23 protein-coding genes and 1 pseudogene are annotated in these 25,923 nt (G+C 70.8%); 13 read left to right on the top strand and 11 right to left on the bottom strand.

Annotated elements, in window-relative coordinates:
• The first annotated feature begins 83 nt into the window (after nucleotides 1-83).
• The gene (gene pip / locus AB0B45_RS17220; protein ID WP_358131444.1) at nucleotides 84-1,055 is read left to right on the top strand and encodes a prolyl aminopeptidase; all 972 of its coding nucleotides are present in this window, start codon (nucleotides 84-86) and stop codon (nucleotides 1,053-1,055) included.
• Here pip and AB0B45_RS17215 read toward each other — a convergent pair.
• Nucleotides 979-1,557 carry a phosphatase PAP2 family protein gene (locus AB0B45_RS17215; protein WP_358131442.1) on the bottom strand — a complete coding sequence of 193 codons (579 nt, stop codon included), beginning with the start codon at nucleotides 1,555-1,557 and terminating at the stop codon, nucleotides 979-981. The genes pip and AB0B45_RS17215 overlap by 77 nt on opposite strands.
• An 87-nt stretch (nucleotides 1,558-1,644) precedes the next feature.
• On the bottom strand, nucleotides 1,645-1,962 hold the full coding sequence (locus AB0B45_RS17210; RefSeq protein ID WP_358131440.1) for a hypothetical protein: 318 nt from the start codon (nucleotides 1,960-1,962) through the stop codon (nucleotides 1,645-1,647).
• A 74-nt stretch (nucleotides 1,963-2,036) separates the two neighbouring features.
• On the opposite strand from AB0B45_RS17210, the gene AB0B45_RS17205 reads away from it, so the two are divergent.
• Together AB0B45_RS17205 and AB0B45_RS17200 are read left to right on the top strand one after the other, a co-directional pair.
• Nucleotides 2,037-2,834 carry a universal stress protein gene (locus AB0B45_RS17205; RefSeq protein ID WP_358131437.1) on the top strand — a complete coding sequence of 266 codons (798 nt, stop codon included), beginning with the start codon at nucleotides 2,037-2,039 and terminating at the stop codon, nucleotides 2,832-2,834.
• Between the two features lie 9 nt (nucleotides 2,835-2,843).
• Nucleotides 2,844-4,850 carry a histidine kinase gene (locus tag AB0B45_RS17200; protein ID WP_358131434.1) on the top strand — a complete coding sequence of 669 codons (2,007 nt, stop codon included), beginning with the start codon at nucleotides 2,844-2,846 and terminating at the stop codon, nucleotides 4,848-4,850.
• A gap of 3 nt (nucleotides 4,851-4,853) precedes the next feature.
• On the opposite strand, the gene AB0B45_RS17195 is transcribed toward AB0B45_RS17200, so the two are convergent.
• Entirely contained in the window at nucleotides 4,854-5,462 is a 609-nt protein-coding gene (locus AB0B45_RS17195) for a response regulator transcription factor (protein ID WP_358131433.1), read from the bottom strand.
• Between the two features lie 98 nt (nucleotides 5,463-5,560).
• On the opposite strand from AB0B45_RS17195, the gene AB0B45_RS17190 reads away from it, so the two are divergent.
• A complete protein-coding gene (locus AB0B45_RS17190) occupies nucleotides 5,561-6,292 on the top strand; it encodes an ABC transporter ATP-binding protein (RefSeq protein WP_358131432.1) in 732 nt (243 codons plus the stop codon).
• Nucleotides 6,292-8,631: an FtsX-like permease family protein gene (locus tag AB0B45_RS17185; RefSeq protein WP_358131707.1), complete on the top strand. Its 2,340-nt coding sequence runs from the start codon at nucleotides 6,292-6,294 to the stop codon at nucleotides 8,629-8,631. Before AB0B45_RS17190 ends, AB0B45_RS17185 begins: the two co-directional genes overlap by 1 nt.
• Here the strand turns inward: AB0B45_RS17185 and AB0B45_RS17180 are convergent.
• Together AB0B45_RS17180 and AB0B45_RS17175 are read right to left on the bottom strand one after the other, a co-directional pair.
• Complete coding sequence (locus AB0B45_RS17180; protein ID WP_358131430.1) at nucleotides 8,591-9,736, bottom strand: glycosyltransferase; 1,146 nt, start codon at nucleotides 9,734-9,736, stop codon at nucleotides 8,591-8,593. The two genes, AB0B45_RS17185 and AB0B45_RS17180, sit on opposite strands and share 41 nt — an antisense overlap.
• Complete coding sequence (locus tag AB0B45_RS17175; protein WP_358131429.1) at nucleotides 9,733-10,638, bottom strand: glucosyl-3-phosphoglycerate synthase; 906 nt, start codon at nucleotides 10,636-10,638, stop codon at nucleotides 9,733-9,735. The genes AB0B45_RS17180 and AB0B45_RS17175 overlap by 4 nt, the downstream gene beginning before the upstream one ends.
• A gap of 105 nt (nucleotides 10,639-10,743) precedes the next feature.
• On the opposite strand from AB0B45_RS17175, the gene AB0B45_RS17170 reads away from it, so the two are divergent.
• Together AB0B45_RS17170 and AB0B45_RS17165 are read left to right on the top strand one after the other, a co-directional pair.
• Nucleotides 10,744-11,694: a Gfo/Idh/MocA family oxidoreductase gene (locus tag AB0B45_RS17170; protein ID WP_358131427.1), complete on the top strand. Its 951-nt coding sequence runs from the start codon at nucleotides 10,744-10,746 to the stop codon at nucleotides 11,692-11,694.
• A pseudogene (locus tag AB0B45_RS17165) lies at nucleotides 11,687-12,550 on the top strand (zinc-binding dehydrogenase); the annotation flags it as partial. The gene AB0B45_RS17170 and the pseudogene AB0B45_RS17165, both read left to right, overlap by 8 nt.
• A 105-nt stretch (nucleotides 12,551-12,655) precedes the next feature.
• Here the strand turns inward: AB0B45_RS17165 and AB0B45_RS17160 are convergent.
• From AB0B45_RS17160 to AB0B45_RS17150, 3 genes are read right to left on the bottom strand one after another with little or no spacing between them, the layout of a single operon-like run.
• Complete coding sequence (locus AB0B45_RS17160) at nucleotides 12,656-13,975, bottom strand: hypothetical protein (RefSeq protein WP_358131425.1); 1,320 nt, start codon at nucleotides 13,973-13,975, stop codon at nucleotides 12,656-12,658.
• Nucleotides 13,972-14,757 (bottom strand): sugar phosphate isomerase/epimerase family protein, encoded by a 786-nt coding sequence (locus tag AB0B45_RS17155; RefSeq protein ID WP_358131423.1) that lies wholly within the window; start codon nucleotides 14,755-14,757, stop codon nucleotides 13,972-13,974. Before AB0B45_RS17155 ends, AB0B45_RS17160 begins: the two co-directional genes overlap by 4 nt.
• On the bottom strand, nucleotides 14,754-15,791 hold the full coding sequence (locus tag AB0B45_RS17150) for a zinc-binding alcohol dehydrogenase (RefSeq protein WP_358131420.1): 1,038 nt from the start codon (nucleotides 15,789-15,791) through the stop codon (nucleotides 14,754-14,756). Before AB0B45_RS17150 ends, AB0B45_RS17155 begins: the two co-directional genes overlap by 4 nt.
• 284 nt (nucleotides 15,792-16,075) lie before the next feature.
• On the opposite strand from AB0B45_RS17150, the gene AB0B45_RS17145 reads away from it, so the two are divergent.
• Genes AB0B45_RS17145 through AB0B45_RS17130 form a run of 4 tightly spaced genes read left to right on the top strand, consistent with a single transcriptional unit; the run spans nucleotide 16,076 to nucleotide 20,307 of the window.
• Nucleotides 16,076-17,440: an extracellular solute-binding protein gene (locus AB0B45_RS17145; protein ID WP_358131417.1), complete on the top strand. Its 1,365-nt coding sequence runs from the start codon at nucleotides 16,076-16,078 to the stop codon at nucleotides 17,438-17,440.
• On the top strand, nucleotides 17,437-18,330 hold the full coding sequence (locus AB0B45_RS17140; protein ID WP_358131414.1) for a sugar ABC transporter permease: 894 nt from the start codon (nucleotides 17,437-17,439) through the stop codon (nucleotides 18,328-18,330). The genes AB0B45_RS17145 and AB0B45_RS17140 overlap by 4 nt, the downstream gene beginning before the upstream one ends.
• A complete protein-coding gene (locus tag AB0B45_RS17135; RefSeq protein WP_358131411.1) occupies nucleotides 18,323-19,168 on the top strand; it encodes a carbohydrate ABC transporter permease in 846 nt (281 codons plus the stop codon). The genes AB0B45_RS17140 and AB0B45_RS17135 overlap by 8 nt, the downstream gene beginning before the upstream one ends.
• A gap of 2 nt (nucleotides 19,169-19,170) precedes the next feature.
• Nucleotides 19,171-20,307, top strand: a complete 1,137-nt coding sequence (locus AB0B45_RS17130) for an ROK family transcriptional regulator (protein WP_358131408.1) — start codon at nucleotides 19,171-19,173, stop codon at nucleotides 20,305-20,307.
• 25 nt (nucleotides 20,308-20,332) lie between these two features.
• Here AB0B45_RS17130 and AB0B45_RS17125 read toward each other — a convergent pair whose 3' ends face one another.
• Complete coding sequence (locus AB0B45_RS17125; protein ID WP_358131405.1) at nucleotides 20,333-21,076, bottom strand: helical backbone metal receptor; 744 nt, start codon at nucleotides 21,074-21,076, stop codon at nucleotides 20,333-20,335.
• Nucleotides 21,077-21,135: 59 nt separating this feature from the next.
• Complete coding sequence (gene tpx / locus AB0B45_RS17120) at nucleotides 21,136-21,636, bottom strand: thiol peroxidase (RefSeq protein ID WP_358131402.1); 501 nt, start codon at nucleotides 21,634-21,636, stop codon at nucleotides 21,136-21,138.
• A gap of 138 nt (nucleotides 21,637-21,774) precedes the next feature.
• On the opposite strand from tpx, the gene AB0B45_RS17115 reads away from it, so the two are divergent.
• On the top strand, nucleotides 21,775-23,187 hold the full coding sequence (locus tag AB0B45_RS17115) for an LCP family protein (protein ID WP_358131399.1): 1,413 nt from the start codon (nucleotides 21,775-21,777) through the stop codon (nucleotides 23,185-23,187).
• Nucleotides 23,188-23,224: 37 nt separating this feature from the next.
• Here AB0B45_RS17115 and AB0B45_RS17110 read toward each other — a convergent pair whose 3' ends face one another.
• Entirely contained in the window at nucleotides 23,225-25,009 is a 1,785-nt protein-coding gene (locus AB0B45_RS17110) for an N-6 DNA methylase (protein WP_358131397.1), read from the bottom strand.
• A 76-nt stretch (nucleotides 25,010-25,085) separates the two neighbouring features.
• Here AB0B45_RS17110 and AB0B45_RS17105 point away from each other — a divergent pair, with 76 nt between their 5' ends.
• The gene (locus tag AB0B45_RS17105; RefSeq protein WP_358131395.1) at nucleotides 25,086-25,856 is read left to right on the top strand and encodes a PP2C family serine/threonine-protein phosphatase; all 771 of its coding nucleotides are present in this window, start codon (nucleotides 25,086-25,088) and stop codon (nucleotides 25,854-25,856) included.
• Nucleotides 25,857-25,923: the final 67 nt, after the last annotated feature.

The raw sequence follows: 25,923 nt of genomic DNA, 5'->3' as shown, positions 1-25,923 counted from the left end.
CGCCCACGCCAGGCACGTCGCCGACCCCGACGAGACGCGCAGCCGGTCGCCTCGACCGGCGGCTTGCGGTATGACAGGACTCCATGAGCCTCTATCCAGCCATTGAACCTTACGCCTCGGGGATGCTCGACGTCGGCGACGGCGACGAGATCTACTGGGAGGTCTGCGGCAACCCCGAAGGCAAGCCCGCCGTCATGCTCCATGGCGGTCCGGGCAGCGGCTGCTCGGCCAAGCACCGCCGCCAGTGGGACCCCCGGGCGTACCGGATCGTGCTGTTCGACCAGCGCAACTGCGGCCGCAGCAGGCCGCACGCCAGCGACCCTGGCGTGTCACTGGCGTCGAACACCACCTGGAACCTCGTGCGCGACATGGAGCGGCTGCGCGAGCATCTCGGGATCGACACCTGGCAGGTGTTCGGCGGGTCGTGGGGCAGCGCGCTCGCGCTGGCCTACGCGCAGACGCATCCCGGCAGGGTGAGCGAGCTGATCCTGCGCGGCATCTTCACGCTCAGGGAGCACGAGCTGCGCTGGTTCTACCAGGAGGGCGCCTCGTTCCTCTTCCCCGACCTGTGGGAGTCGTACCTGGCGCCCATCCCCGAGGAGGAGCGCGGCGACCTGATCGCCGCGTTCGCACGGCGGCTGGGCAGCGCCGACGACGAGGTGCGGGTGGCCGCCGCCCGCGCGTGGGCGCAGTGGGAGGCGGCCACGATCACGCTGCTGCCCGACCCCGAGCACGTCGCCGAGTTCGGGGAGCCGGACAAGGCCGTCTCCTTCGCCAGGATCGAGAGCCACTACTTCGTCAACGGCGGGTTCTTCGAGCCGGGCCAGCTCATCCGCGACGTCGACAAGATCAGGCACATCCCCGCGGTCATCGTGCAGGGCCGCTACGACGCCTGCACGCCGATGACGACCGCGTGGGACCTGCACAAGGCGTGGCCCGAGGCGGACTTCCAGGTCGTCGACGACGCGGGACACGCCTTCACCGAACCGGGGATCCTGGCTCGGCTGGTCGAAACCACGGACTCCTTCCGCGGGCCCGCCGTACGAGAGGGGTGACGGCGCCGACCGTCATCAACGCCAGCAGGGGCGCCATGAGCACGCCGAACAGGTAGCCGACCGCGACGTCGTGGGGGTAGTGCACCCCCACGAACACGCGGGAGAAGGCCATCATCGCGGCCAGCGGCAGCGCCAGCCAGGCCAGCCGCCGCCAGACCAGGACGAGCGCGCCCGCCGAGGCGGCGGCGATCACCGAGTGGTTGCTGGGGAAGGACCAGTCGCCGACCGGCGGGCATGCCGCGATGGTGGCGATCCCTCCCCTGCACGGGCGCTCCTCCCTGATGAGGAGCTTGACGACCTCGCTGAGCGCGTAGGCGCCGACGACCGCGGGAGGGCCCGCGAGGGTGAGGGCCAGGTCACGGTCGGGAGCCGCTCTCGACCGCCAGACGGCGACGGCGAAGAGCGCCGCGAAGACGAGCAGACCGGCGTCCGTGCCGATCTCGGCGACGGCGTGCACCCAGGCGGGCGTGCTCATGGCGAAGCCTGCGATGTCCCCGTACACGTGGCGTCATGTCCAATCGGTGAAGTATCGATGAACATGTCACCGTAGAGGGAGCGCGACCGCTTCGCCTCGACCATTCAGCCGATCTCAGGCCCGTGTCAGCACCAAACGGTCGAGATCGAGGTATTTCTGCCTGAGCTCGCCCTCGGTGATGAGGCCGCGATCGAAGGCCTCGCTCGTCGCGTCACGTTCCGCGACGTAGTACGCGGCCATGATCTCGCTGCGGAGCGGCGTGAAGCCGTGCTCGACGCAGTCGCAGAACACGTTGACCTTGCCTTCGACCAGCTCGGGTTCGACGGTGCAGGCCAGCTCTCCCGCTCTCAGCCTGCGCACCGCGTCGCGCAGCGTGACCGGGCCGAGAGCACCGTTGAAACAGGTGTCAAGCGTGATCTTCGTCGTCCTCACCTTCTCAGTAGGGCCATTAAGAGACAACCCCCGACGAAACATGAATATTCCCAGGTCAAGTGGGGTACGGGCGCATGGTGATCGGAGAGCACGTCGTCGTCGGATACACGAACGACTCGGGTGGACGTGACGCTCTCGCACTCGGGGCCGCCATCACGCGGGTCACCGGCGGGGAGCTGACCGTGGCCACGATCTATCCCCCTGGCAGTCCTGGGTCCGCCGTCGAGGCCCAGGCCAATCTCGCGCACGCGGCGGAGGCGATCGGCGAGGTCCCCGCCGAGTACCTGTCCTTCGAGAGCCGCGGTTCGGGCAGGGGCCTGTCGGTGCTGGCCAGCAGGATCAGGGCGGACCTGATCGTGGTGGGCTCGGCGCAGGGCGGGCCGGGCGGCCGCATCACGATCGGCAGTACCGGCGACCACCTCCTGCACCTGGCGCCCGAGGCGGTCATGCTCGCGCCGGCCGGCTACGAGCCGCCGGAGGTGCCGAGCCGCCTGACGCTGGCCTACGTGCACAGGCCGCAGGCCGACGAGGCGGTCGAACGGGTGGCGCAGGCGGCGCTGCGGCTCGGCGTGCCCATGCGGCTCATCACCTTCGACCTGCGTACGGAGGATCCTGGGCGGCTGCGCGACGACCTGGCGCTGGCCGTACGGCTGGCGTGGGAGAGCACGGGCATCGAGGCGGAGGCCGAGACCGCGGAGGGGCACGACGTGGCCACCGCGCTGGCCAGCGTGGAGTGGCCGCCGGGCGACCTGCTGGTCTGCGCGCCCAGCGAGGACGCCCAGCCGCACAGGGTGTTCCTCGGCGAGGTCGCGATGAAGGCGCTGAAGGCGTCGACCTGCCCCGTCGCCGTGCTGCCGAGGGGCTTCTCCTAAGCTGCTGGCGTGCCGCACAGAGCCCGAGTGATCGTCTTCGTGGTGCTCGGGAGCTTCGCGAGCGTCTACCTGGTGGCCGGCTCCCCGCTGGCGTTGGTGGTCTTCGCCGCGCAGGCGCTGTCCGTGGTCCGGCGCCGGTGGTGGCAGCCGGCCGTGGTGGCGGTGGCGGCCTACGCCTCGGTGCTGCTCATGGGCAGCTCCGTCGGCATCCTCGGCTTCGTGGGCGGATCGCTGCTGCTGACACCCCTATGGCCGCTGGCGGCGGGCGTCGCGGTGAGCGCCGCCGTTCTGGGCACGGCCGACGCCACGATCAGCGCCGTGCTGATCTCGCTGGTCATCTACGGCCTGACCCGGTTGACCGAGCGGGTCGACGAGGTCCACGCCACCCGGCTCGCCCTGGCGATGTCCGCCACCGCGGAGGAGCGGCTGCGCATCGCCGCCGAGCTGAACGAGGGGCTGGGCAAGGCGCTGGCGGTGATCGCCGCGGGCGCGCGCACGGGCAGCCCCGACGTCGCCACCGCGCGGCAGGCGCTGGCCGACGCCAGGTCCGCCGCGTCGAGCTACCGGGCGATGTCGCTGACGCCCGAGATCACCACCGCCAAGGCGATGCTGGCCGCGGAGGGGGTGGCGGTGGAGGTCCGCGTGGGGCACGCCGAGCCGCTCGGTCCGGCGGGCGCGCTGCTGGCGGCGGTGCTCCGCGAGGCCGTGACCGAGGTCGTACGGCGGCGTGCCGCCAGCACCTGCCTCATCGAGACCACGGCGGAGGAGGGCAGGGTACGGCTCCGCGTCACCAACGACGGCGCCCGCACCGCCGACGACCAGAGCATGGGCGAGCTGCCCGCGCAGGTCGAGAAGGCGGGCGGCACGCTCACCACGGAGCTGACCGCCGAAGGCAGGCTGACCGTGGAGGCGGTGCTGCCGGACACGCGTCCTTCCGCCGAGCCCGAGCACGACAGGGGCGCCTACCTGCTGTCGGTCGCGCTGCTGGCCACCGTCCTCGCAGGGTTCTCGCTGAAGGCGCTGTTGCTGGCGGAGCCGGTGTGGGCGGCGGCCGCGCTCCTCGCCGTGATCTTCGTCATGCAGCTGCGCTCGGTGACGGGCCGCCACATGGTCGCCCTCGGGATCATGGCGGTGCTCACCTACGCGCCCCTCCCCTTCTTCGGCAGGGCGTGGCTGGGAGTGGCCGGGTTCCTCGCGGGGCCGATCCTGCTCGCCTTCCCGTGGGCGCTGGCGCTGCCGCTGGTGGCCGCTGTTGTGGCCGGCGTCGCGGTCGTGGGCGTGTCGCTGACCATGCCCGCGGCGCTGACCGTCAACTACGCGGTCAGCACGGTGGTCACGGGGCTGGTCGTCTACGGCCTGGTCAGGCTGGCGCAGGTGGTCAAGGAGCTGCAGGACTCGCGCCGTGGCCTGGCGCGGGCCGCGGTGGTCGAGGAGCGCCTCAGAGCCGCCCGCGACCTGCACGACCTGCTCGGCCACAACCTGGCGGCGATCCTGCTCAAGTGCGAGCTGGCCCGCCGTCTGGACGCGGAGCGGGCTCGGGCCGAGCTCGACGACGTGCTGGTGATGGTCGAGCGGGCCGAGGCCGACCTCCGGGCGGTCTCAGGCGCGGAGCTGGCGATGTCGCTGGCGGAGGAGGCGGAGTCCGCGCGCTCGGTGCTGGCCGCCGCCGGCATCGCGGTCACCCTCGACCTGGACCACGGCGACCTCGGCGAACAGGTGGAGACCGTGCTGAGCGCCGCGCTCAGGGAGTCGGTGACGAACGTGCTCAGGCACAGCTCGGCCCGCCACTGCGCGATCGAGACCGCCCACGAGGACGGCGTCGTACGGCTGCGCGTCCGCAACGACGGCGTCAGGCCCTCCTCGACCGAGCGCCGGCCCGGCTCGTCCGGGCTCGGCAACCTCACCACCAGGCTGGCCGCCCTGGACGGACGGCTCACCACCTCCCGCGAGGACGGCTGGTTCGAGCTGGTCGCGCGGGCGCCCACCCTGGCGTGGGCTCCGGCCGGAACGCGCTGACCGTCAGATCCAGCCCGACTCCCTGGCGATGCGCGCGGCGTCGGTGCGGTTGCGGGCGTTGAGCTTGGCGACGATCGTGGTCAGGTAGTTGCGAACGGTTCCGGCGCTCAGGTACAGCTGGGCCGCGATCTCCGGCGCCTCGGCCCCGCCGGCCGCCAGGCGCAGCACGTCGGCCTCGCGCGGGGTGAGCGGGTTGTCGGCCAGGTCCCACGCGGTGACCGCGAGCGACGGATCGAGCACCCGCTCCCCCGCCGCCACCTTGCGGATCGCCGCGGTCAGTTCCTCGGGCGGCGCGGTCTTGAGCACGAACCCGTCCACCTGCGCGCCCAGCGCTCGCCGCAGGTGGCCGGGCTTGCCGTACGCGGTGAGCATGAGCGTGCGGCAGGCGGGGAGCTTGGCGCGCAGCTCGCCCGCGGCCTCCAGGCCGTCGAGCGTGCCGGGCATGTCGATGTCGAGGACCGCGACGTCCGGCCGGTGCGCCAGCGCGGCGGCGAGGACGGCGTCGCCCGACTCGACGGCGGCGACGATCTCGATGTCCTCTTCGAGGCCGAGCAACGCGACCAGGGCGCCCCTGATGACGTGCTGGTCCTCGGCCAAAAGCACGCGAATCACAGGGATATGTCTATCAGTGTCCGGATCATGATGACGTCATACCCGGCTCATGACGGCGTCTCTGGCCGCTGAATCCTCAGGTCAGCAGGCTGTTCCCCATGACAGACGTGGTGCGGTTGGACGCGGTGAGCAAGATCTACGGCAGGGGGCAGGGGGCGGTGGCGGCGCTGCGCGAGGTGTCGGTGGGCATCCCGCGCGGCACCTTCACCGCCGTGATGGGCCCGTCGGGCTCGGGCAAGAGCACGTTCCTGCACTGCGCGGCAGGACTGGACGTGCCCTCCTCCGGTTCGGTACGGCTGGGCGACACGGAGCTGGCCCGCATGAACGAGACGGCGCTGACCGAACTGCGCAGGCAGCGCGTCGGCTTCGTCTTCCAGTCCTTCAACCTGGTCTCGGCGCTGACGGTGATCGAGAACATCACGCTGCCGCTGCGCCTGGCAGGGGTGAAGGCGGACCACTCGTGGCTGGCCGAGATCGTGCGCCGCGTCGGTCTCGAAGGCCGCGCGGGACACCGGCCCGCCCAGCTGTCCGGCGGCCAGCAGCAGCGCGTGGCCATCGCCAGGGCGCTGGTGACCAGGCCCGAGGTGGTGTTCGGCGACGAGCCGACGGGCGCGCTCGACACCATGACCGCTCGTGACGTGCTGACCCTGCTGCGCGAGGTGGTCTCCTCGCTGGGACAGACCGTGGTGATGGTCACGCACGACCCGGTGGCGGCCTCCTACGCCGACACCGTGCTGTTCCTGGCCGACGGCAGGATCGTGGACTCGATGGCCGCCCCGACGGCCGACAAGGTGGCCGAGCGGATGACCAGGCTGGGGGCGTGGAAGTGATGATCTCCTTCGCGATCAGGACGTTGCGGCACCGCAAGGCGGGGTTCGCGGGCGCGTTCGTGGCCCTGCTCTGCGCGGCGGCGCTGGTGACGGCCTGCGGGATGCTGCTGGAGACCGGGCTCAGGGGCGAGGTGGCGCCGGAGCGGTACGCGGGCGCGCCGGTGATCGTGGCCGGTGACCGGTTCGACCGCCAGACCACCCGCGACGAGGACGGCGACGTCAAGACCAAGGCCAAGCCGCTGTCGGAGCGGCGCTGGATCCCGGCCTCGATCGCCGCCGAGCTGCGCAGGGCCCCCGGCGTCGAGAAGGTGGTGACCGAGGTGACCTTCCCCGTGGGGGACGCGCTCGGCCACGGATGGGAGTCGGCGGCGCTCACGCCGTTCACTCTCGCCAGGGGCCGTGCGCCCAGAAGCGACGACGAGGTGGTCGTGGACGCGAACTTCGCCGGGACCACGCTCCAGGCGGGCGAGCGGGCCTACCGCGTGATCGGCGTCACCGCGCAGGCCCTGCCCAGCCAGGACACGGTCTTCTTCACCACCCGCGAGGCGCGTCGCCTGGCGGGCAGGCAGGGGATGGTGAGCGCGATCGGCGTCTTCCCCTCGCTCGGCGGCCAGGTGAAGGGCGCGATCGCCTACACCGGCGACGAGCGCGGCGCGGTGGAGTTCCTCGGCGCGGAGAGGTCGCGGACGATGCTGGTCAGCCTGGGCGGCGCGCTCGGCGGCACCTCGCTGCTGGTGGCGGTGCTCGTGGTGGTCGGCACCCTCGCGCTGTCGGTCCAGCAGCGCCAGCGCGAGCTGGCCATGCTCAGGGCGATCGCGGCCACGCCCCGGCAGATCCGCAAGCTGCTCGGCGGCGAGGCGCTGCTCGTCAGCGCCGCGGCGGGCGTGCTCGGCTCGGGGGCGGGCATCCTGCTCGGTCTCGGGCTGCGCTCCAGGTTCGTCGCGCTGGGCGCGATGCCGGCCAACCTTCAGCTCGTCGTGAGCCCGTTCCCTCTGCTCGCCGCGGTGGCGGCCACCGTGGGCGCGGCGTGGGCCGCGGCGCTGGTCTCGGCTCGCCGTACGGCCAGGATCAGGCCGGTGGAGGCGCTCGGCGAGGCGGCGCTGCAAGGCGGCGGGCTGCCGCGGGCGCGGGTGGTGGCAGGGGTGCTCGCCCTGGCGGCCGGGGTGACGCTGACGGTCCTGGTCTCGAACCTCACCACGGAGGCGGCCTCCAGCCCCGTCACCATGCTCACCGCGCTGGTGTGGACGATCGCCATCGCGCTGCTCGGCCCGGTGATCGCCAGGGTGGTGACCGCGCTGCCCCTGCGCGCCCCCGGGGCGGGCGGCTTCCTGTCCGCCGCGAACCTGCGCGCGAACACCAAGCGGATGGCGGCCGTCATCACCCCGCTGAGCCTGCTGATCGCGATGACCTGCACGATCCTGTTCGTCCAGACCACGATGGGGAACGCCGCGCGGGAGCAGGCCGCCGCGGGCGTGAAGGCCGACCACGTCCTCGGGTCGGGCATCTCCGCCGCGGCGGTTCGTGAGCTGCCGGGCGTCCTCGCCGCCACCGAGGTGCTGCGCACCTCGGTCAGGATCGACCTGGACCGGTACGGCGCGCAGGCCGTCACCACCGAGGGCCTGGACAGGACCATGGACCTGGGCGTCGTCTCGGGCTCGCTCCAGAAGCTCGACGAACGGTCGGTCGCGGTCAGCACGACGGCCGCCGACCGGCTGGGCGTCGCGGTGGGCTCCCCGCTCGCCCTCACGCTCGGCGACGGCACCCCTGTCCGGCTCACCGTCGCCGCCGTCTACGGCAGGGGCCTCGGCTTCGGCGACCTCACGCTCTCCCACGCCCTCGTCGCCGGGCACGTCGACGACCCTCATGGCAGCGTCCTGGTCGCCGGAGGGGACCGCGCCACTCTGGAGCGGTTCGGCGCGCGGCTCCCCGTCGAGGCGAGCGGCTCCAACCCCGCGGTCACCTATGTCGCCATGGGCCTGATCGTCGCCTTCTGCGCGATCGCCGTGGTCAACACGCTGGCCATGTCGACCGCGGCCCGCACTCGCGAGCTGGCGCTGCTGCGCCTGGTCGGCACCACCAAGCGGCAGGTCCTGCGCATGCTGCGGATGGAGAGCCTGGCCGCCGTTCTGGTGTCGACGGTCCTCGGCAGCGCCGTCGCGCTGGTCACGCTGACGGCCTTCAGCATGGGCATGACGGGGTCGGCGACGCCGTCCGTGCCGCCGCTGACCTACCTGGCGGTGATCGCCGCCGCCGCGACGCTCGCGCTGCTGGCCACCTCGATCCCCGCCAGGTTCGCCCTCAGCAGGCCGCCTGCCGAGGCGATCGGCGCCCGCGAGTGACGGCCTCGCCGTACAGGTCCAGGTAGCGTTCGGCCATGACCGACGGAGAGAAGCGCAGGCGGGCCTCGCGGCGGCACTCCTCCGGGTCGATCTCGTCCACCCGCAGCAGCAGCTCGGCCAGCTCCTCCTCGGTATCGGCGAGCCACCCCGTGCGGCCGTGGTCGACGAGCTCGGGCATGCAGCCGCGTCGCAGGCCGACGGGTGGCACCCCGAGGGCGAGGGCCTCGACGACGGCGGTGCCGCCGGGTTCGTCCCACTGGATGGGGAACAGGGCGGCTTTCGCCGAGGCGTAGAGCTCGTCCCTGGCGCTCCCGCCGACGCCGCCGATCCAGCGGACCAGGTCGTCGTCCAGGTAGGGGGCCACGTGATCGTGGTGGTAGCGGACATCGGGGTGGCCGTGCAGCGGATGCTCCGGGTCCTGGAGGACGGCGTCGAGCTCGGCGGGGGTGTTCAGGCCGCTCACCGGGCCCGCCATCACCAGCGGCAGGCCGAGCTTCTGGCACACCCGCGCCGCCAGGTGCTGGCCCTTGAGCGCGCAGATCCTGCCCATGACCACGACCTGCTCGCCGCTCCCCCTGACCGGTTCCTCGTCGGCCAGCGGCGTGGCCAGGTGGACCGCGCCGAGCGCGGCGGCGCGCAGGGCGGAGGGGGCGCGGGCCAGCTGCGAGTCGGAGACGCCGTTGACCGCGATCCCCGGCGGGAACGCGCCGTAGAACGCCGAATGTTTGCGCAGGTCCCAGTGCAGGGTGTGCAGGACGGGCGGCCCGCCGAAGGCCGACAGCGTCGCGGGCCCCACGACCTCCAGGTGGTCGTGGACCAGGTCGATGTCGTCGCGGCCGCGCAGCTCTTCGAGCACCCTGACCTGGTGCGCGTGGGCCAGGCCCATGACCTGGTTGTACGGCTTCTGCAGCTCCTTGAACTGCCCGTCGGGGAACGTCCAGATCAGCTCGTCGGCCTCGATGCCGCTGGAGCCCACCGAGGCCAGGACCACGTGCACGCCGCGCGAGCGGAGGGCGGGCACGAGAGTGGCGATGACGTTCTCGATCCCGCCGTAGCCCGAGGGCGGGATCGGCAACCACGGTCCCGCGTTCACCAGGATCTTCATGCCACGTCCTCCTCCATGATGTCGATCAAGGACGCGAGCGGCGGCCGCTCGGCGACGGACACGTCGGTGACGGTGTCGGGATTGAACTGGCGGAGCAGGGTCGCGGGAGGCTCCGAGGCGACGATCCTGCCCTGGCGCTCCAGCCGCGACCATGCGGTGAGCATGATCTGCCCCGCCATCCTGCCGAGGGCGGCCGTGCTCTGATGGGAGTGCTCGCGGGAGCCGAGGTCCACCTGGACCATGGCGTCCAGGCCGACCAGCTCGAGGAGATCGACGAGCAGCCCGAACTCGACGCCGTACTCGGTCACGAACGGCACCCGCTCCAGCACCGACCTCCTGGCGGCGTACTCGCCGCCGAGCGGCTGCGCGAACCCGGCCAGCTCGGGCCAGAACAGGTTGAGCAGTGGTCGGGCGACCAGCTCGGTGACCCGCCCGCCCTCGCCCCGCTGTCCGCGCAGGGGCCGTTCGTAGGCGCCCTTCACGAACTGTGTCGCCGGGTCGGTCAGCAGCGGGCCGAGCAGCCCTGTGACGAAGTGGGAGCCGAAGTTGCGCAGGTCCGAGTCGATGTAGACGACCAGGTCGCCGTGGCTGGCGGCCAGGCCCTTCCACAACGCCTCACCCTTGCCTGACAGCGGCGGTAGCTGGGGCAGCACGTCGTCCTGGCGGACGACCCTTGCCCCTGCCTTGGCCGCGCGCGCGGCCGTGGCGTCGGTGGAGCGGGAGTCGACGACGAGGATCTCGTCGACCAGTCCGGCCAGGTCGTCGCGGATCGCCGAGACGATCGTGCCGACCGTGCGTTCCTCGTCCCGCGCCGGAAGCACCACACTGACGGTCGTGCCGCCCTTGGCCAGTCGCAACGCGTCAAGCGGCCAGTCGGCGGCCATGCTGGTACCTGGTTCCATGCAGTCTGCCCCGATCTGATGACGTCTTGAATGGCAGAGCTGCCCTTTTCATAGCGATTCGAACGTCGTTGTTTGCTCGACCGCAGATGAGGCATATGCCAATCCGTGACCTCACTCACCCGTATCGGCATCATCGGAGCGGGAAATGTCGCCGCGCGCCACGCTGACGTCCTCTCCACATTCCCCGACGTGACGATTGCTGGAATCGCCGACACAGATCCCCACAAGGCCGAGGCGCTGGCCTCACGGCATGGCTCCCCCGCCTACGGCGACCATGCCGACCTGCTGGCTGCCGGCAGACTTGATGCGGTTTACGTCTGTGTTCCTCCTTTCGCGCACGGTACGCCAGAGCTTGACTGCCTGGAGTCCGATCTGCCGATATTTGTTGAAAAACCGCTCGCGCTGGATCTCGAAACAGCCGAAAAGATCGGTGCCGCGATCCGACGTAAAGGCCTGCCCTCAGCCGTCGGGCACCACTGGCGTTACCTCGACATCATCGATCGGGCGAGGGACCTGCTCGCGGACCGCCCGATTCAGCTCGCGATCGGCCACTGGCTGGACAAGGTGCCGCCGGTGCCGTGGTGGATCAGGCGCGACCTGTCCGGCGGCCAGGTGCTCGAACAGGCCGTGCACGTGCTCGACCTGGCAAGAGCGCTGGTGGGCGAGGTGACGATGGTGCACGCCGTCACCGGCGGGACGCCGCAGGACGGGGAGGTCGACAGGGCGACCGCGGCCGTGCTGCGGTTCGACTCGGGGGCGGCGGGACTGCTGGCGGTGACCTGCATGCTGACCGCCAAGGGCCGGGTCGGGCTCGAGGTGTGCGCGGAGGGAGTGTCGCTGGAAATCAGCGAAACCCGGCTCGTCGCCGACGGGCAGAGCATCATGGAGGACCCGGGCAAGGCCAAGACGCGGGTGGACAGGGAGTTCGTGAACGCGGTCCAGGGCAGGGAGAGTGACGTGCGCGTGCCGTACGAGGAGGCGCTGCGCACCCACGCACTGGCGCACGCGGTCGCGCGCTCGGCCGGTGAAAGGGTTCCCGTGATGCTGCATGGATGAGATCCGCACGCTGAGCATCGAGGCGCCTGGCGAGGTCACCTTCGTCGAGGAGAAGACGAGCTCGCTGGAGGACGGCGCGTTCCGCGTCGAGACGGTCTACAGCGGCGTCTCCGCGGGCACCGAGCTGACCTACGTGAAGGGCACCAACCCCTACCTGAACGCCACGTGGGATCCGGTGCTCGGGCTGTTCACCGAGGGGGTGCCGTCGATCGAGTACCCGGTGCGCGGGATCGGCTACATGCAGGTCGGCATGGTCACCGAGACCAGGACGAAGGCCGTGCGGGAGGGCTCGCTGCTGGCCATGGCCTACGGTCACCGCACCGGCTACGTGGCCGACCCGCTCAAGGACCGCTTCGTCGAGCTGCCCGACGACCTCGATCCGCTCCTTGGCATCTACGTCGCGCACATGGGCCCCATCTGCGCCAACGGCCTGCTGCACGCCGCCGCAGACCTGTACGGCCCAGCCGTCCACGGCCTGGGCGACGGCGTGCGCGGCCGCAGGGTGGCGGTCACGGGCGCGGGCGTGGTCGGCCTGCTGACCGCCTGCTTCGCCCTCAGGCACGGCGCGGCCGAGGTCGTCGTGGTGGACGAGACGCCCGAGCGGTTGCGCGTCGCCGAGGCGCTCGGCGCCACGGCCGTCCGCGAGGACCCCGCCGTCACGCTGAAGGAGCGCTGGCGGCACGGCCCCGGCGACAGGGGCGCGGACGTGGTGTTCCAGTGCAGGGGGCAGGCCCGCTACCTCGCGCTGGCGCTGAAGTTGCTCAGACCTCAGGGCGCGGTGATCGACCTGGCCTTCTACCCGCAGGGCGCCGACGAGGTGCGCATGGGCGAGGAGTTCCACCACAACGGGCTGTCGATCAGGTGTGCCCAGATCGGCAGGGTGCCGCGCGGCCTCGCCCACGCGTGGGACAGGGAGCGGCTCTCCCACGAGACAATCGAGCTGCTCAGGAACAGGGCAGGGCTACGCGAGCACCTGGTGACCGACGTCGTCGCATTCGGCCAGGCTCCCGAGCTCCTCACCGACCTGGCGCAGGGACGCAGGCACACCATCCAGGCCGTGCTGAGCCAGGATGTCGAGGACTAGCGCCGCCGACCAGCTGAAGTCCCCGCAGCCGTGCCCCTCGGCGGTGAACGGGTCGAAGTACTCCCTGAAGCCCGAGGAGGTCACCGCCCTGATCATCCCTTCGGCCAGCAGCTCGGCCAGGTCGGCCCTGCGGTGGCGCAGGCCGTGCCAGACCAGCCAGGTCAGGTTGATCCAGCTCGGCCCCCTCCAGTAGCGGACCGGGTCGAACTCCGGCGTGCCCGGCGCGAAGCTGGGCAGGAGCCCCCGCTTGATCTCGAACCTGTCGAGAGCGGTGCCGATGAGCGCGTTGACGATCTCGCGCGGCAGGTCGGGCAGGATCAGCGGCACCAGGCCGGCCGCGCTGTGGGAGCGCAGCAGGATGCCGCTGGCGGTGTCACGGCTGTGGAACAAGCCGTCGTCGTAGAGGTGCTCGACCATCGCGGCGGTGATCCTGGCCGCCTCCGCGTGGTGCGGCGCGGGATCGAGGCCGCAGGCGGCGGCGATCTTCGCCAGGGCGGACTCCGAGGCGCCGTAGGCGGCGTTGAACAGCGGGTCCTCCACGGCGAAGGCGCCCGCCCTGCGGTAGCCGGTGTCGCGGTAGGCGCGGGCGAGCGCGGTGTAGCGCTCGTAGTCGCGGTCGGTGGGCCGCTCGTCGGGGCTGACGTGGGTGAGGTCGCGGCGCACCACGCCCGTGGGTCCCGGGGCGACCGCGGCGAGGGGGACGTCCCATGCGGGGCTGTTGTCCATGCCGGATTCCCACGGGTGGACGATCGACATCAGGCCCTCGGCGGACCGCCTCGCCGTACGGAGGAACTGCTGCTGGGCGACCAGGCGCGGGTACAGGCGGCGCAGGAAGGCGGCGTCAGGCTCGGCCAGGTGCACCTGCCAGGCGGCGATGGCGTGCACGGGAGGCTGCACGATCCCCGAGGTGGCGCTGCCCGAGGGGGCGCGGACCTCCCAGAACTCCGGTCCCGGGAAGTAGGCGCCGTCGGGGACGTTGGGGTTGAAGACGATGTGCGGCACCCTGCCGTCGCGCCACTGCGCGCCGAACAGCGACAGGAGCTCCGAACGGGCCCTGCGCGGCGACCACCGCGCGTTGCCGATCGCGATGAAGGCGGAGTCCCAGCTCCACTGGTGGGGGTAGAGCCGCCGCGAGGGGACGGTGTAGCTCCCGTCCCAGTTGGCGACCAGGACGCGCACGGCGTCGCGTGCGATCATAGGAACTTCCTGATGAAGGCGGCGGTCTGCGGAAGGACGATCTCGGGTTCGCCGCGCAGGCGGCACTCCAGCGCGAGGTAGCCGTCGTAGCCGATCGCGTCCAGAGTGGCCAGCTGCGCCGCCCAGTCCAGGTGCCCGGTGCCCGGCTGGTTGCGGTTCGACTCGCTGATCTGCATGTGCGCGAGGTACGGCGCGGCCTCCACCAACGAGCGGCAGGGGTCGTCCTCCTCGATGTTCATGTGGTAGGTGTCACCGACAACCTTGACGGAGTCCATGGAGCAGTAGGACACCGCCTCCGCCAGCGTGTTGACCATGTGGTTCTCGTACCTGTTGAGGGGCTCCAGCATGATCTTCACGCCGTTGCGGTGCGCGTGCTCGCCCAGCAGGCTCAGCGCCTCGGCCAGCACCTCGCGGTCCTCCTGGGGCCCGCGCGGCGGCTCGAAGGGCGGCAGCCGCCTGGAGAACTGCCCCCATGAGGCGGGCGTCATGACGCCGATGCCGCCCAGCTCGGCGATCACCGTGAGCTGGGAGCGCAACTGCTGGATGGCGTCCTTGCGCTTGGCGGGGTCGAAGTCGCCGATGAAGTGCGGCATGTCGACGCAGACGGTCGGCATGACCACCCCGTCGGCCAGCGCGCGCTTGAGCTCGGTGAGCCTGGTGGCGAACTGGAAGTCGCCCTTGCCGCGCAGTTCGATCGCGTCGAACCCGGCGTCGAGGGCGAACGCGAACTTCTCCTGCAGCGTGCGACCAGGCAGCAACTGCTCCTGTACGGCCAGCTTCATACGGTGCTTCCTTCGAACGCGAAGACGAGTTGCAGAACCTCGGCCGGATGCCGGTCGAGCAGGTCGAAGGCCTCGGCGGCGGATTCGACGGGCATGACGTGGCTGATCAGCCGGGCGGCGTCGACCTCACCGCGGTAGACCAGCTCCATGAACGTGCGCTGCAGCCGCTCGACGTCCCAGCGGTGCGACAGCCACGAGGCCACGCCGCCGATCTGGGAGGAGACGAGCTGCACCTGGTTGTGGTGGAACTCCTCGCCGAGCCGCAGCCCGAGCGCCTCGCCCTGGTAGAAGCCCGCGGCGACGACCCTGCCGCCCCTGCGGACGGTCCTGATGGCCTCCTGCAGGCCCAGGTGACTGCCGCTCAGCTCGATGGCGGTGTCGGCGCCCTCGATGCGCTTGCGCACGAACTCGGCCGCCGAGCCCGTCCGGATGTCGAAGGCCTCGGCCGCGCCGAACCGCTTGGCCAGTTCGAGGCGGGCGGGCAGCGCGTCGGCGGCGACGACCCTGGCGCCGTTGAGCACGGCGAGGCGGGTGGCCAGCAGCCCGATCACGCCCTGCCCGAAAACGGTCACCTGGTCGCCGAGGTGGATGTCGGCGGCGTGGACCGCGTTGAGCGCGATCGCGCCGACCCTGGCGAAGACGCCGATGAGCGGGTCGACGCCGGGCGGGATCATGTGCCCGACGAGCTTCTCGGCCGGCACGACCGCCTCTTCGCGATGGCCCCAGATGCCCCACACCAGCGACCCGAGGGGCGGGTCGGCGACGTCGGGCGCGGCCTCGACGACCTCGCCGACCTCCTGGTAGCCCCAGCCCGCCAGGGGATAGGAGTGGCTCTGGCCCTCGACGAACAGCCGGCGCTCGGTGTCCCAGCGGCGGTTGAGGTAAGGGTTGGTCCCTCGGTAGGCGGTCAGCTCGGTGCCCGCCGAGACGCCTGAGTACAGCGTGCGAACTCGCACGGTGCCGGGCGCCAGGTCGCCGGGCCGCTCCTTCGTGACGCGCACGAGACCCGGCTCTTCAATGGTGATGACGTGCATTACCCACACTTACGCTTTTTGATCAAACAGAAGTGGCTGATTTGGCGCAAGATTGCAAACCATAGCTGCGCTCAAATCACACTTAAGTCTACGTCTTTAACCGAGCATTGCCATGAATTTGAAGCGCCGTTTCCGGAAAGCAACCTTTCCCATGATCAATCGTGTGGGGGCTGACCAGGCACGACGGCCCGCCGAGTTTCTCAACGAATGCCGGAAATTGCACAGTGCGTTGCTCGACCTGCTCAAGGGGTACTCCAGGCACAACACCTCAGGAGGAGCGAGCCATGCCGTACAAGGTAACCGCCGTCCTCTCCGCCGCGCTGCTGGCCCTGACCACGGCCGCGTGCGGCGGCGGCACAGAAGATCAGCCGGCCGACACGATCACCGTGTGGACCGAGGAGTCACTCGCCGACCGCATGAGCGTGCAACGCCGGATCGCCGCCGACTTCACCGAGAAGACCGGCATCAAGGTCAACCTGGTCGGCGTGGCGGAGGACCAGTTCAGCCAGATCGTCACCGCGGCCGCGGCGGCGGGAAGGCTGCCCGACGTCATCGGCGCGCTCCCGCTGGCGGCGGTGCGCGAGCTGGAGGCCGGCGACCTGCTCGACACCGAGACGCCGGGGAAGGTCGTGGAGCAGCTCGGCCGCGACACCTTCTCGGCCAGGGCGCTGGAGCTGGACAGCGCCTCCGGCAAGCTGCTGGCCGTGCCCAGTGACGGGTGGGCGCAGCTGATCCTCTACCGCAAGGACCTGTTCGAGAAGGCAGGGCTCGAACCGCCCGACACCTACGAGCGGCTGGAGGCGGCGGCCAAGAAGCTCAACACCGGAGGGGTCGCGGGCATCACCCTGGCCAACGCGCCCAAGGACTCCTTCACCGCGCAGAGCTTCGAGCACGTGGCGCTGGCCAACGGCTGCCAGCTGGTCGACAACACTGGCGACATCGCCCTCGACTCCCCCGCGTGCGTGCAGGCCTTCGACTTCTACTCGCGCCTGGCCTCGCAGTACTCCGTGAAGGGCGAGCAGGACGTCGACTCGACCAGGGCCACCTACTTCGCCGGCAAGGCCGCGATGACCATCTGGTCGTCCTTCATCCTCGACGAGCTGGCCGGGCTGAGGAACGACGCGCTGCCGTCCTGCGCCGGGTGCAGGCAGGACAAGGAGTGGCTGGCCGAGAACACGGGCGTGGTCACCGCGCTGAAGGGGCCCGCGGGCGGCACGCCCGCCCAGTACGGCGAGATCGTCTCGTGGGCGGTGACCAGGGACGCCAACACCGCGGCCGCCCAGCGGTTCGTCGGCTTCATGATGAACGAGGGCTACGAGCGGTGGATCGGGATGGCGCCGGAGGGCAAGTTCCCCACGCGCAAGGGCTTCGAGGCCAAGTGGACCGCGCTCCCCGCGGGCGTCGACAGCAAGGCGCCGCTGTCGCAGATCTACCCGGCCGAGGTACTGGACGCGCTGCGCAAGAGCCCCGACACGTTCGCCAGGTGGGGCATCCCGCAGGGCCAGGGCAAGCTGGTCGGGGCCACCATGGGCGAGCTGCCCGTCCCCAAGGCGCTCAGCGCGATCGTGGACGGCTCGCTGACCCCGCAGGCGGCGGCCGTCCAGGCCAAGGCGGACGTCGAGGCGATCAAGCGCGGGATCAGGCAATGACCCTGCGGGAACGGGAGGCGAGGGCGGGCCTGCTGCTCATCTCCCCCACGCTGGTCATCACGCTGGCCGTCGTGGTCGCGCCGCTGCTGTGGGCGATCATGCTGGCCTTCCAGGACGCCCGTCTGATCAACATCAGGCGGACGGGCCTCTTCGGCAACTACACGCTGGACAACTTCACCTACGTCATCTCCGAGCCGGGATTCTGGACGGCCCTGGTCAACACGCTGATCTACACCGTGGCGGGCACCGCGCTGTCGATCTCGATCGGCCTGGTGGCCGCGCTGGCGCTGAAGGACAGGTTCAAGGGCCGCACCCTGGTCAGGGCCTCCATCCTCATCCCCTACGTCGCCCCCGTCGTGGCGGTCGCCTTCCTGTGGGAGGTGATGCTGAACCCGCAGTTCGGCATCGTCAACACCTGGCTCAGCGAGCCGATCGCCTTCCTCACCCAAGCCAGGGGCACCTTACTCGGCCTGCAGGTCCCGGTGGCGCTGCTCACCGTCATCGCCTTCGAGGCCTGGCGCTACTTCCCCTTCGCCTTCCTGTTCATCCTCGCCAGGCTCCAGGCGCTGCCGCGCGAACTCGACGAGGCGGCGGTCGTGGACGGCGCGACGCCCACCCAGCGCTTCCGTCACGTGATCATGCCGCAGCTCTGGCGCGTGGTGGCGCTGCTGTCGGTCCTGCGGTTCGTGTTCACCTTCACCAAGTTCGACGACGTCTACCTCCTCACGGGAGGAGGGGCGGGCACCGAGGTGGTCAGCGTCAGGGTCTACACCTTCCTCACCGCGCGCGACGACATCGGCGCCTCGGCGGCCCAGGCCCTCGTCCTGGCCGTCGTGCTGGTGGTCTTCCTGGCGGTGTACCTGAGGTTCTTCGGGGGCGAGCGTGAGTAGGGACCGTTTCGAACGCGCGCTGTTCAAGGTGCTCAGACTGCTGGTGATCGCGTTCCTGACCGTGATCACCGCCTTCCCCTTCCTCTACATGGTCATGCTCTCGGTCCGCGACATCCAGGAGCTGATCCTGGAGCCGGGATCGCTGTGGCCGCGGCACCTCACCCTGGCCACCTACCAGGACGTCCTGGGCAGGCAGGGCTTCCTGACCTTCATGCGCAACAGCGCGATCGTCGCCGTCGCCTCGGTCGCGGTGACGCTGCTGATCTCGATCCCCGGCGCCTACGCGGTGGCGAGGCTGCGCTTCTTCGGCCGCCGCCAGGTGCACTTCCTGTTCCTGGCCGTCTACCTCTTCCCCGCGATCGTGCTGGCGATCCCGCTGTTCGTGCTGTTCACCATGATCGGGCTGCGCGGGTCGCTGACCGGCCTGATCCTGGTCTACATCGCCCAGACCGTGCCGGTCACCGTCTACATGCTGCGCAACTACTTCGAGACCGTGCCGCACAGCGTGGAGGAGGCGGCCGCGATCGACGGCTGCGGCAGGATCGAGACGATCTGGCGGGTGGTGCTGCCGCTGTCGAAGCCCGCGCTCATGGCCACGGGGCTCTACGCCTTCATGATCGCTTGGAACGAGTTCCTCTTCGCCCTGCTCTTCCTCGTCGAGCGCAGGGAGAGCTGGACCGTCTCCCTCGGTCTTTCCCAACTGGCGGGCAGTATCGAGATCCCGACGACCGTTCTCATGGCAGGATCGGTAGTCCTGACGCTACCCATCGTGGTGGTGTTCTTCGCCGGCGAGCGGCTGCTGACGGAGGGCCTCACGGCAGGCGCGGAGAAGGGCTAGGGATGCTGACGGCCGGACACGTCCTTCAGTTGATCAGGCAGGGTACGTGCCGTACCCGCAAACAGCTGATCGACTACACCGGCCTGTCCAGATCCACGATCACCGACAGGGTGGACCGGCTCATCGCCGCAGGCTACATCCGCGAGGCCGACAAGGGGGCTTCCGGGGGCGGGCGTCCTCCCTCGGTCCTCGCCGTCGATTCCACCAGCAGGGTCGTGCTCGTCGCCGACCTCGGCGCCAGCCACGCGAGGGTGGCGCTGACCGACCTGACCGCGCGGCCGCAGGCCGAGGAGTCCGCGAGCATGCGCATCGACCGCGGCCCCGAAGAGGTCCTGACCTGGGTACGGCACGCCTTCGAGCGCCTGCTCGACCGCACGGGCCGCACCCACGCGCAGGTGTGCGGCATCGGGCTCGACCTGCCGGGTTCGGTCGACCACACCTCGGGCAAGGTGCTCAGGTCCTTCCTGATGCCGGGATGGGACGACCTGCCGATCAAGGCGACCTTCGGCGACGGGTTCGACGTGCCGATCCTGGTGGAGAACGACGCCAAGGCGATGGCGCTCGGCGAGTGGTGGGCCTCCTACCGGTCCTCCCCCTCCCTCCTGCTGGTGAAGGTCTCCACCGGCATCGGCGCGGGCATCGTGCTCGACGGGCGCATCTACAGGGGCGTGGAGGAGGCCGCGGGCAACATCGGTCACGTACGGCTGAGCGAGAGCGACGTCAGGGTCTGCACCTGCGGCTCGAAGGGCTGCGTGGCCTCGCTGGCCAGCGGCCACGCCGTGGCCCAGGACCTCGGGCAGGAGAGCAGCCGCGACGTGGTCCGCCTGGTGCAGGCGGGCGACCCCGAGGCGATCGCCCGCACCCAGGAGGCGGGACGCACCCTCGGGCTGGTGCTGGCCACCGCGGTCAGCCTGCTCAACCCCGGCGTGCTGGTGCTGGCGGGCGACATGGCCGAGACGAGGGAGCACTACCTGACCGGCATCAGGGAGAGCGTCTACCGGCGCAGCCTGCCGTACACGACGAGGAACCTGGAGATCGTGACCAGCGTGCTGGGCGCCAGGGCGGGCATCATCGGGACCGCGGTGATGGTGACGGAGCACGTGCTGGCGCCCGCGAGCGTCGACGCGGCACTGGCGTGAGCCCTGCGACGCGGCGGAGACCCTCCTAGAGACGGAGACTGTCGCGCAGCGCCGCGGGCGCCTCCACCATCGACGGGCCGTACCAGGTCAGCAACCGCCCGCTCACCAGCGCGGACCTGGCGAAGCACTCGGGGCCGTCGTGCTCGTTGAAGGCGTACGGCTCGTCCGGCAACACCACCAGATCCGGATTTCTGGCGACAAGCTCGTCGAGGGGGATCTTGGGATAGCGCTCGGGATGGCCGGCGTAGAGGTTGTCGACGCCCAGCCGCCTCAGCACGTCGCCGGTGAAGGTGTCGCGGCCGACCACCATCCACGGCCGCCGCCAGATCGGGATGATCGCGGTGCGCCTGGCCCCGGGCTCCGGCAGGTCCCACGCCTGCCTCGCACGGTCGAGCCACGCGGGCTCGGGGCTGCGGCAGGCGTGCTCGAACATCCTGCCCAGCGAGGTGAACGCCGCCTCGACCGTCTCGATCCGCGTCACCCACACCGCGACGCCCGCCTCCCTGAGCGCCTGGAGGTCGGGCTCCCTGTTCTCCTCGGCGTTGGCCAGCACCACGTCGGGCCTGAGCGCCACGATCCGGTCGAGATCAGGGTTCTTGGTGCCGCGCACCCTCACCACGTCGAGGTCGGCGGGATGGCTGCACCAGTCGGTGGCGCCGACCAGTTTGCCCGTGGCCGCCACCGACTCGGTGAGGGAGGGCACGAGGGAGACGACGCGGTCGACCGTCGAGGGCACCCGCACCTCGACACCGGTGTCATCGAAGGCCACGGTTCCTCCGTCGGGCCTGGCGGCGGATCCTCCACGAGAGAGGATCCGCCGCGGGAGGGTTACGCCAGGGCCTTGAGCGCGCCCTCGTAGTCGGGCTCCTGGGTGATCTCGGGGACCAGCTCGGAGTAGACGACGTTGTTGTCGCCGTCCAGCACCACCACCGCGCGGGCGGCGAGGCCGGCCAGCGGGCCGGACTCCTGGGCGACGCCGTACGCGGTCAGGAACTCCCTGCCGCGCATCAACGACAGCGTCACCACGTTGTCCAGGCCCTCGGCGCCGCAGAAGCGGCCCTGGGCGAACGGCAGGTCGGCCGAGACGCACAGTACAGCCACGTCCGGGTGCTGGGCGGCCACCTCGTTGAAGCGGCGCACCGAGGCCGCGCAGGTCCCGGTGTCGATGCTGGGGAAGATGTTGAGCACCTTGGTCTTGTCGCCGAACGCGGCGAGCGTCACGTCGGACAGGTCTCTGCCCACGAGGCTGAACGCGGGGGCCGCGTCGCCGGGCTGAGGAAAGGTGCCGCCGACGGTGATCGGGTTGCCCTTGAAGGTGACATCGGACATGAACGCCTCCCGGCGAAAAAGTGTCAAAAGCCAAGGCCTCGATCCTATGGCGTCCCCCTGCTCGCCATTCCGGCGCACCCGAGGCCGCGGGACTCAGTACACTCGGCGCGTGCGACTGGACCTCCCCTGGAGTGACATGTGAGCAGCGGGCTCGTCGACGCCCCTCCTTCGCCTTCGCCCTCTCCAGGGCCGCCCCCGCGGGCGCGGCGGCGCTGGCTTCGCTGGGTCGTCGCGGTGACGATGGCGGTGGTGCTCGCCGCCGTCGGCGTGGTGGTCGGCGCCTACGTGAAGCTGACCGGCAACGTGCAGCACATCGACGTGACGGGCGACCTGGGCGCCACCCGGCCGCCCAAGGCCGCCACCACCGCGCTCAACGTGCTGATCGTCGGCTCCGACCAGCGTGACGGCAAGAACGCCCGGTATGGCCACACCGTCGAGGGCGAGCGGACCGACACGATCATGCTGGCCCACCTGTCGTCCAGGCGCGACGACGCCATGGTGATCAGTTTCCCCCGAGACTCGCTGGTCCAGCTGCCGGCCTGCCGCGCCAAGGGCACGTTGCCGGGCCAGCAGCCCCACATCGGCATGATCAACGAGTCGTTCAACTCGGGCGGCATCGGCTGCACGTGGAAGACGATCGAGTCGCTGACCGGCATCCACATCGACCACTTCGTGAAGGTCGACTTCACCGGCTTCAAGAGCATGGTCGACGCCGTCGGCGGGGTCGAGGTGTGCCTGCCCGAGCGCATCGACGACACGAAGGCGCTGCTCCACCTCGACGCGGGGCGGCAGTCGCTCACCGGCGAACAGGCGCTCGGCTACGTCCGCGCCCGCTACAGCATGGGCGACGGCTCCGACATCGGGCGCATCCAGCGGCAGCAGATGTTCATCGCCTCCATGCTCAAGAAGGTGATGAGCGGGCAGACGCTCACCGATCCCGCCAGGCTCTTCGGCTTCCTCGACGCGGCCACCAAGGCCGTCACCACCGACCCCGGCCTCACCCCTGGTGTCATGAAGGACCTCGCCGAGAGCGCGCAGGGCATGACCGCGGGGCAGATCCGCTTCATCACCACGCCGTGGCACTACTCCATCACCCATCCAGGGCGCGTGGAGTGGGTGGAGCCGCAGGCCAAGACGTTGTTCCAGATCGTCGCCAAGGACAGGAGCGTGGCGGGGGTCAAGGGCGGGCAGGCGAAGGTGCCACGGTCGAAGATCAATGTGGAGGTGCGCAACGGCACCATCCGCGGAGGGCTGGCCAGCCAGGTGGCGGTGGGGCTCGAACAGCGGGGCTACCACATCACCAAGATCGGCGACGCGCCGCGCAAGCCGTACCCGAAGACCCTGCTGCTGTACTCCCCGAACGGGGAGACCCGCGTGCCCACGCTCACCCGCGACCTGCTGTCCGGCACGCCAAGGCTCGTGCCGAACGCGACCACGCCGCGGCTGGTGCTGACGATCGGGGACGACTGGAAGGGGCTGAAGGCGTTGCAGGCCGGGGATTCCGAGGCGCTGAAGGGGTTCGACGCCACCCACGACACGTGCGCGGCCTGAGGCCGGGCGCCGCGCCCGCCGTGCCCGGGACCGTGGATCAGGACGGCGGGTGCAGGCGGCCGTCGGCCAGCCCCTCGTGACCGAGCCTGATGAGGGTCTCCCCGAGCGCGGTCGCCTCGCGCAGGGCGTCCTCCATGGTGGCGAGCTGCCTGAAGGCGTCGCCGTAGGCACGCTGCTCGGCCAGCGACAGCCTCGGCAGGCGCGTACGGCGAGCGTCGACCCTGCTGGAGCCCGCGGGCACGCGCGCCCCCGCCGAGCGCAGGAACCCGGCGAGGAAGTGGGGGTCCACGCGGCGCTGGTCGACGCGGTAGAGCGTCAGCTGGGGGCCGAGGACCGCGCCGTCCTGGCTGACGACCCTCGCGGTGGCATAGGTCGCCACGACGTCGCCCGGCTGGATCCTGACCAGGCCGGGCTCGGCGGTCGTGGCGCCCGAGGGGGTGGTGCCGCGCTCCACGTCGTCGGCCGTCAGCACGGGCAGGTCGCCGCCGTCGGCCGACATCCTGGGCGGGGCTTGCAGGATCGTGACCAGGCCCGCCTTGACCAGCTCGCCGATCGTGGTGGCCGGCTGGTCGAGTGGCTGGTCGAGGACCAGCAGGTCGGGCGCGGCGACGGAGGCGGCCATGAAGCGCTCGCGGGCATCGGCGAAGGCCCTGCCGAGGTCGGCCCCCGCGCGGGGGGCGTGGCGGGAGGGGCTGATGTCGACCTCGTCGTCGAGCAGGTCGATGATGCGGACCTGGTGCGCGCCGTCGCGCAGCGCGGGCTCGACCCTGCTCAGGTCGCCCTCGGCGTCCATGATGGCGATCTCGGACGGCGGGCGCTCTCCGCTCTCGGGCCTGCGCAGCAGCCACAGGTCGGGGCCGCCCTGCCAGAGGGTCACCACGGCCCGCAGAGCGCCTGCGCGCAGCAGGTTGCCCCTGATGCGGCGGCCCGCCCTGCGGCTGGCGGCGGCGGCCGGCATGAGGATGGCGACCAGGCCGCCCGGCCTGACGTGGGTGAGGCAGTGCTGCACCCACGCGAGCTCGGACTCTCCTCGCGGGGGCAGGCCGTGCTCCCAGCGGGGGTCGCCGGTGAGCTCGTCGTAGCCCCACGACCGCTCGTTGAACGGCGGGTCGCAGACCACCGCGTCGGCTCGGGGGCCGGGGAAGGCGTCACGCCTGAGCGCGTCGCCGTGGACGATCTCGGCCTCGACGCCGCGCAGGGCCAGCCTGGCGGCGGCGATGCGGGCGGAGGTGTCCTCCAGCTCCTGGCCGAGCACCCTGACGCCGTCGGGCTCGTCCTTCGCGCGGCCGTGGGACGACAGCGGCAGCAGGAGGGTGCCGACGCCGCAGGCGGGGTCGAGCACGATGCCGCCCTCAGGCGCTGCCAGCCGTACCATCAGGGCCGCGACGTCCTCACGGGTGAGGGAGAGCTTGCGGGAATGGGCCTCGAAGTAGCGGGCGCACAGGAACTCGTAGGCGGCCAGCGCGCCGCGCTCGGCGGCCAGCTCGCGCAGCACGGTGGCCAGACCCGCGTCGAGCCCGTGACCACCACCGTCGGGACTGGCGAGAAAGCCCCCAGCGGCGGCCACGAGCTCGCCAAGCTGAAGATCTCCCGAGGCTTTCAGGCGTTGCCACGCGCGATCTGCCAGCGAGACCTGGTAGGACTTCCCATAGCGACTCAGCCATGCCTCGACCTCGCGCAGCGCGAAAAGCGGCTGCGCGGCGGTTCCGTCGACGGGTTTGGGGAAGTCGTCGTGGCGGCGGCGCCAGTTGCTCACCGCGGCCCGCCCGACACCGGCGAGCCGAGCGATGTCGCCGGCGTTCACGGTCGGGTCGTGGCTCATGGAGGCCACATTAGTTCACAACACTCTTCAACGCATCTGCTTGTGAAGTGTTTCAACCAATGATTTACTGCATACTATGACGCACAACATCCGCTATGCCGCCGGGTCGGACGTGGGCCGACGAAGGGAGCAGAACGAGGATTCGGGCTACGTGAGCGCCCGCATGCTGGCGATCGCGGACGGGATGGGCGGCCACGCGGCCGGCGAGCTGGCCAGCTCCGCCACGATCGCGGTGCTGCGCGAGCTCGACGCAAGCTTGCCAGAAGCAGGCGCCGATCTCGAAACCGCGCTGGAGGCGGCCGTTCTGGAGGCGGGGCGCAGGCTTGCCGAGCTGGTCGAGATCGACCCTGCTCGCAGGGGCATGGGCACGACGGTGACCGCCATGTTGTGGGACGGCACGAGATTCGCTTTGGCCCATCTGGGCGATTCCAGGGCGTACTTGCTGCGCGACGGCGCCCTCTACCAGATCACCAAGGACCACACGCTGGTGCAGTCGATGGTGGATGAGGGCCGCATAACGGAAGACCAGGCGGCGGTGCATCCGCGCAGGTCGATGGTGTTGCGCGTGCTCGGCAGCGAGGGCAGGTCCGAGCCTGACATGTCGCTGCGCGAGGCCGAGGTCGGCGACCGCTACATGTTGTGCTCCGACGGGCTGACCGACGTGCTCGGGCCCGAGACTCTGCACGAGATCCTGACCTCGTACGGCGATCCCGACGCCACCGTGCGCAAGCTCATCGAACTGGCCAACGAGGGCGGAGGGCCCGACAACGTGACCGTCATCGTGGCCGACGTCGTGCCGCCGGGGGAGGGCGGCACGTCGATGTACCGGGTCGGCGTCGGGTCCTGACAGGTACGGCGGTTCTCAACCGGCGTGAAAGCGCAGGAGCACACACTCTCGGCAAAGAGAGGGGAAA

This window comes from Nonomuraea sp. NPDC049152, from assembly GCF_040648355.1.
Classification (GTDB): domain Bacteria; phylum Actinomycetota; class Actinomycetes; order Streptosporangiales; family Streptosporangiaceae; genus Nonomuraea.
This window is presented reverse-complemented; position numbering and strand designations above follow the sequence as displayed.

Coding starts and splice junctions, on each gene's coding strand:
- pip (WP_358131444.1), top strand. CDS start 84: ATGAGCCTCTATCCAGCCATTGAACCTTACGCCTCGGGGATGCTCGAC.
- AB0B45_RS17205 (WP_358131437.1), top strand. CDS start 2,037: ATGGTGATCGGAGAGCACGTCGTCGTCGGATACACGAACGACTCGGGT.
- AB0B45_RS17190 (WP_358131432.1), top strand. CDS start 5,561: ATGACAGACGTGGTGCGGTTGGACGCGGTGAGCAAGATCTACGGCAGG.
- AB0B45_RS17185 (WP_358131707.1), top strand. CDS start 6,292: ATGATCTCCTTCGCGATCAGGACGTTGCGGCACCGCAAGGCGGGGTTC.
- AB0B45_RS17180 (WP_358131430.1), bottom strand. CDS start 9,736: ATGAAGATCCTGGTGAACGCGGGACCGTGGTTGCCGATCCCGCCCTCG.
- AB0B45_RS17175 (WP_358131429.1), bottom strand. CDS start 10,638: ATGGAACCAGGTACCAGCATGGCCGCCGACTGGCCGCTTGACGCGTTG.
- AB0B45_RS17160 (WP_358131425.1), bottom strand. CDS start 13,975: ATGATCGCACGCGACGCCGTGCGCGTCCTGGTCGCCAACTGGGACGGG.
- AB0B45_RS17155 (WP_358131423.1), bottom strand. CDS start 14,757: ATGAAGCTGGCCGTACAGGAGCAGTTGCTGCCTGGTCGCACGCTGCAG.
- AB0B45_RS17150 (WP_358131420.1), bottom strand. CDS start 15,791: ATGCACGTCATCACCATTGAAGAGCCGGGTCTCGTGCGCGTCACGAAG.
- AB0B45_RS17145 (WP_358131417.1), top strand. CDS start 16,076: ATGCCGTACAAGGTAACCGCCGTCCTCTCCGCCGCGCTGCTGGCCCTG.
- AB0B45_RS17140 (WP_358131414.1), top strand. CDS start 17,437: ATGACCCTGCGGGAACGGGAGGCGAGGGCGGGCCTGCTGCTCATCTCC.
- AB0B45_RS17130 (WP_358131408.1), top strand. CDS start 19,171: ATGCTGACGGCCGGACACGTCCTTCAGTTGATCAGGCAGGGTACGTGC.
- tpx (WP_358131402.1), bottom strand. CDS start 21,636: ATGTCCGATGTCACCTTCAAGGGCAACCCGATCACCGTCGGCGGCACC.
- AB0B45_RS17110 (WP_358131397.1), bottom strand. CDS start 25,009: ATGAGCCACGACCCGACCGTGAACGCCGGCGACATCGCTCGGCTCGCC.
- AB0B45_RS17105 (WP_358131395.1), top strand. CDS start 25,086: ATGACGCACAACATCCGCTATGCCGCCGGGTCGGACGTGGGCCGACGA.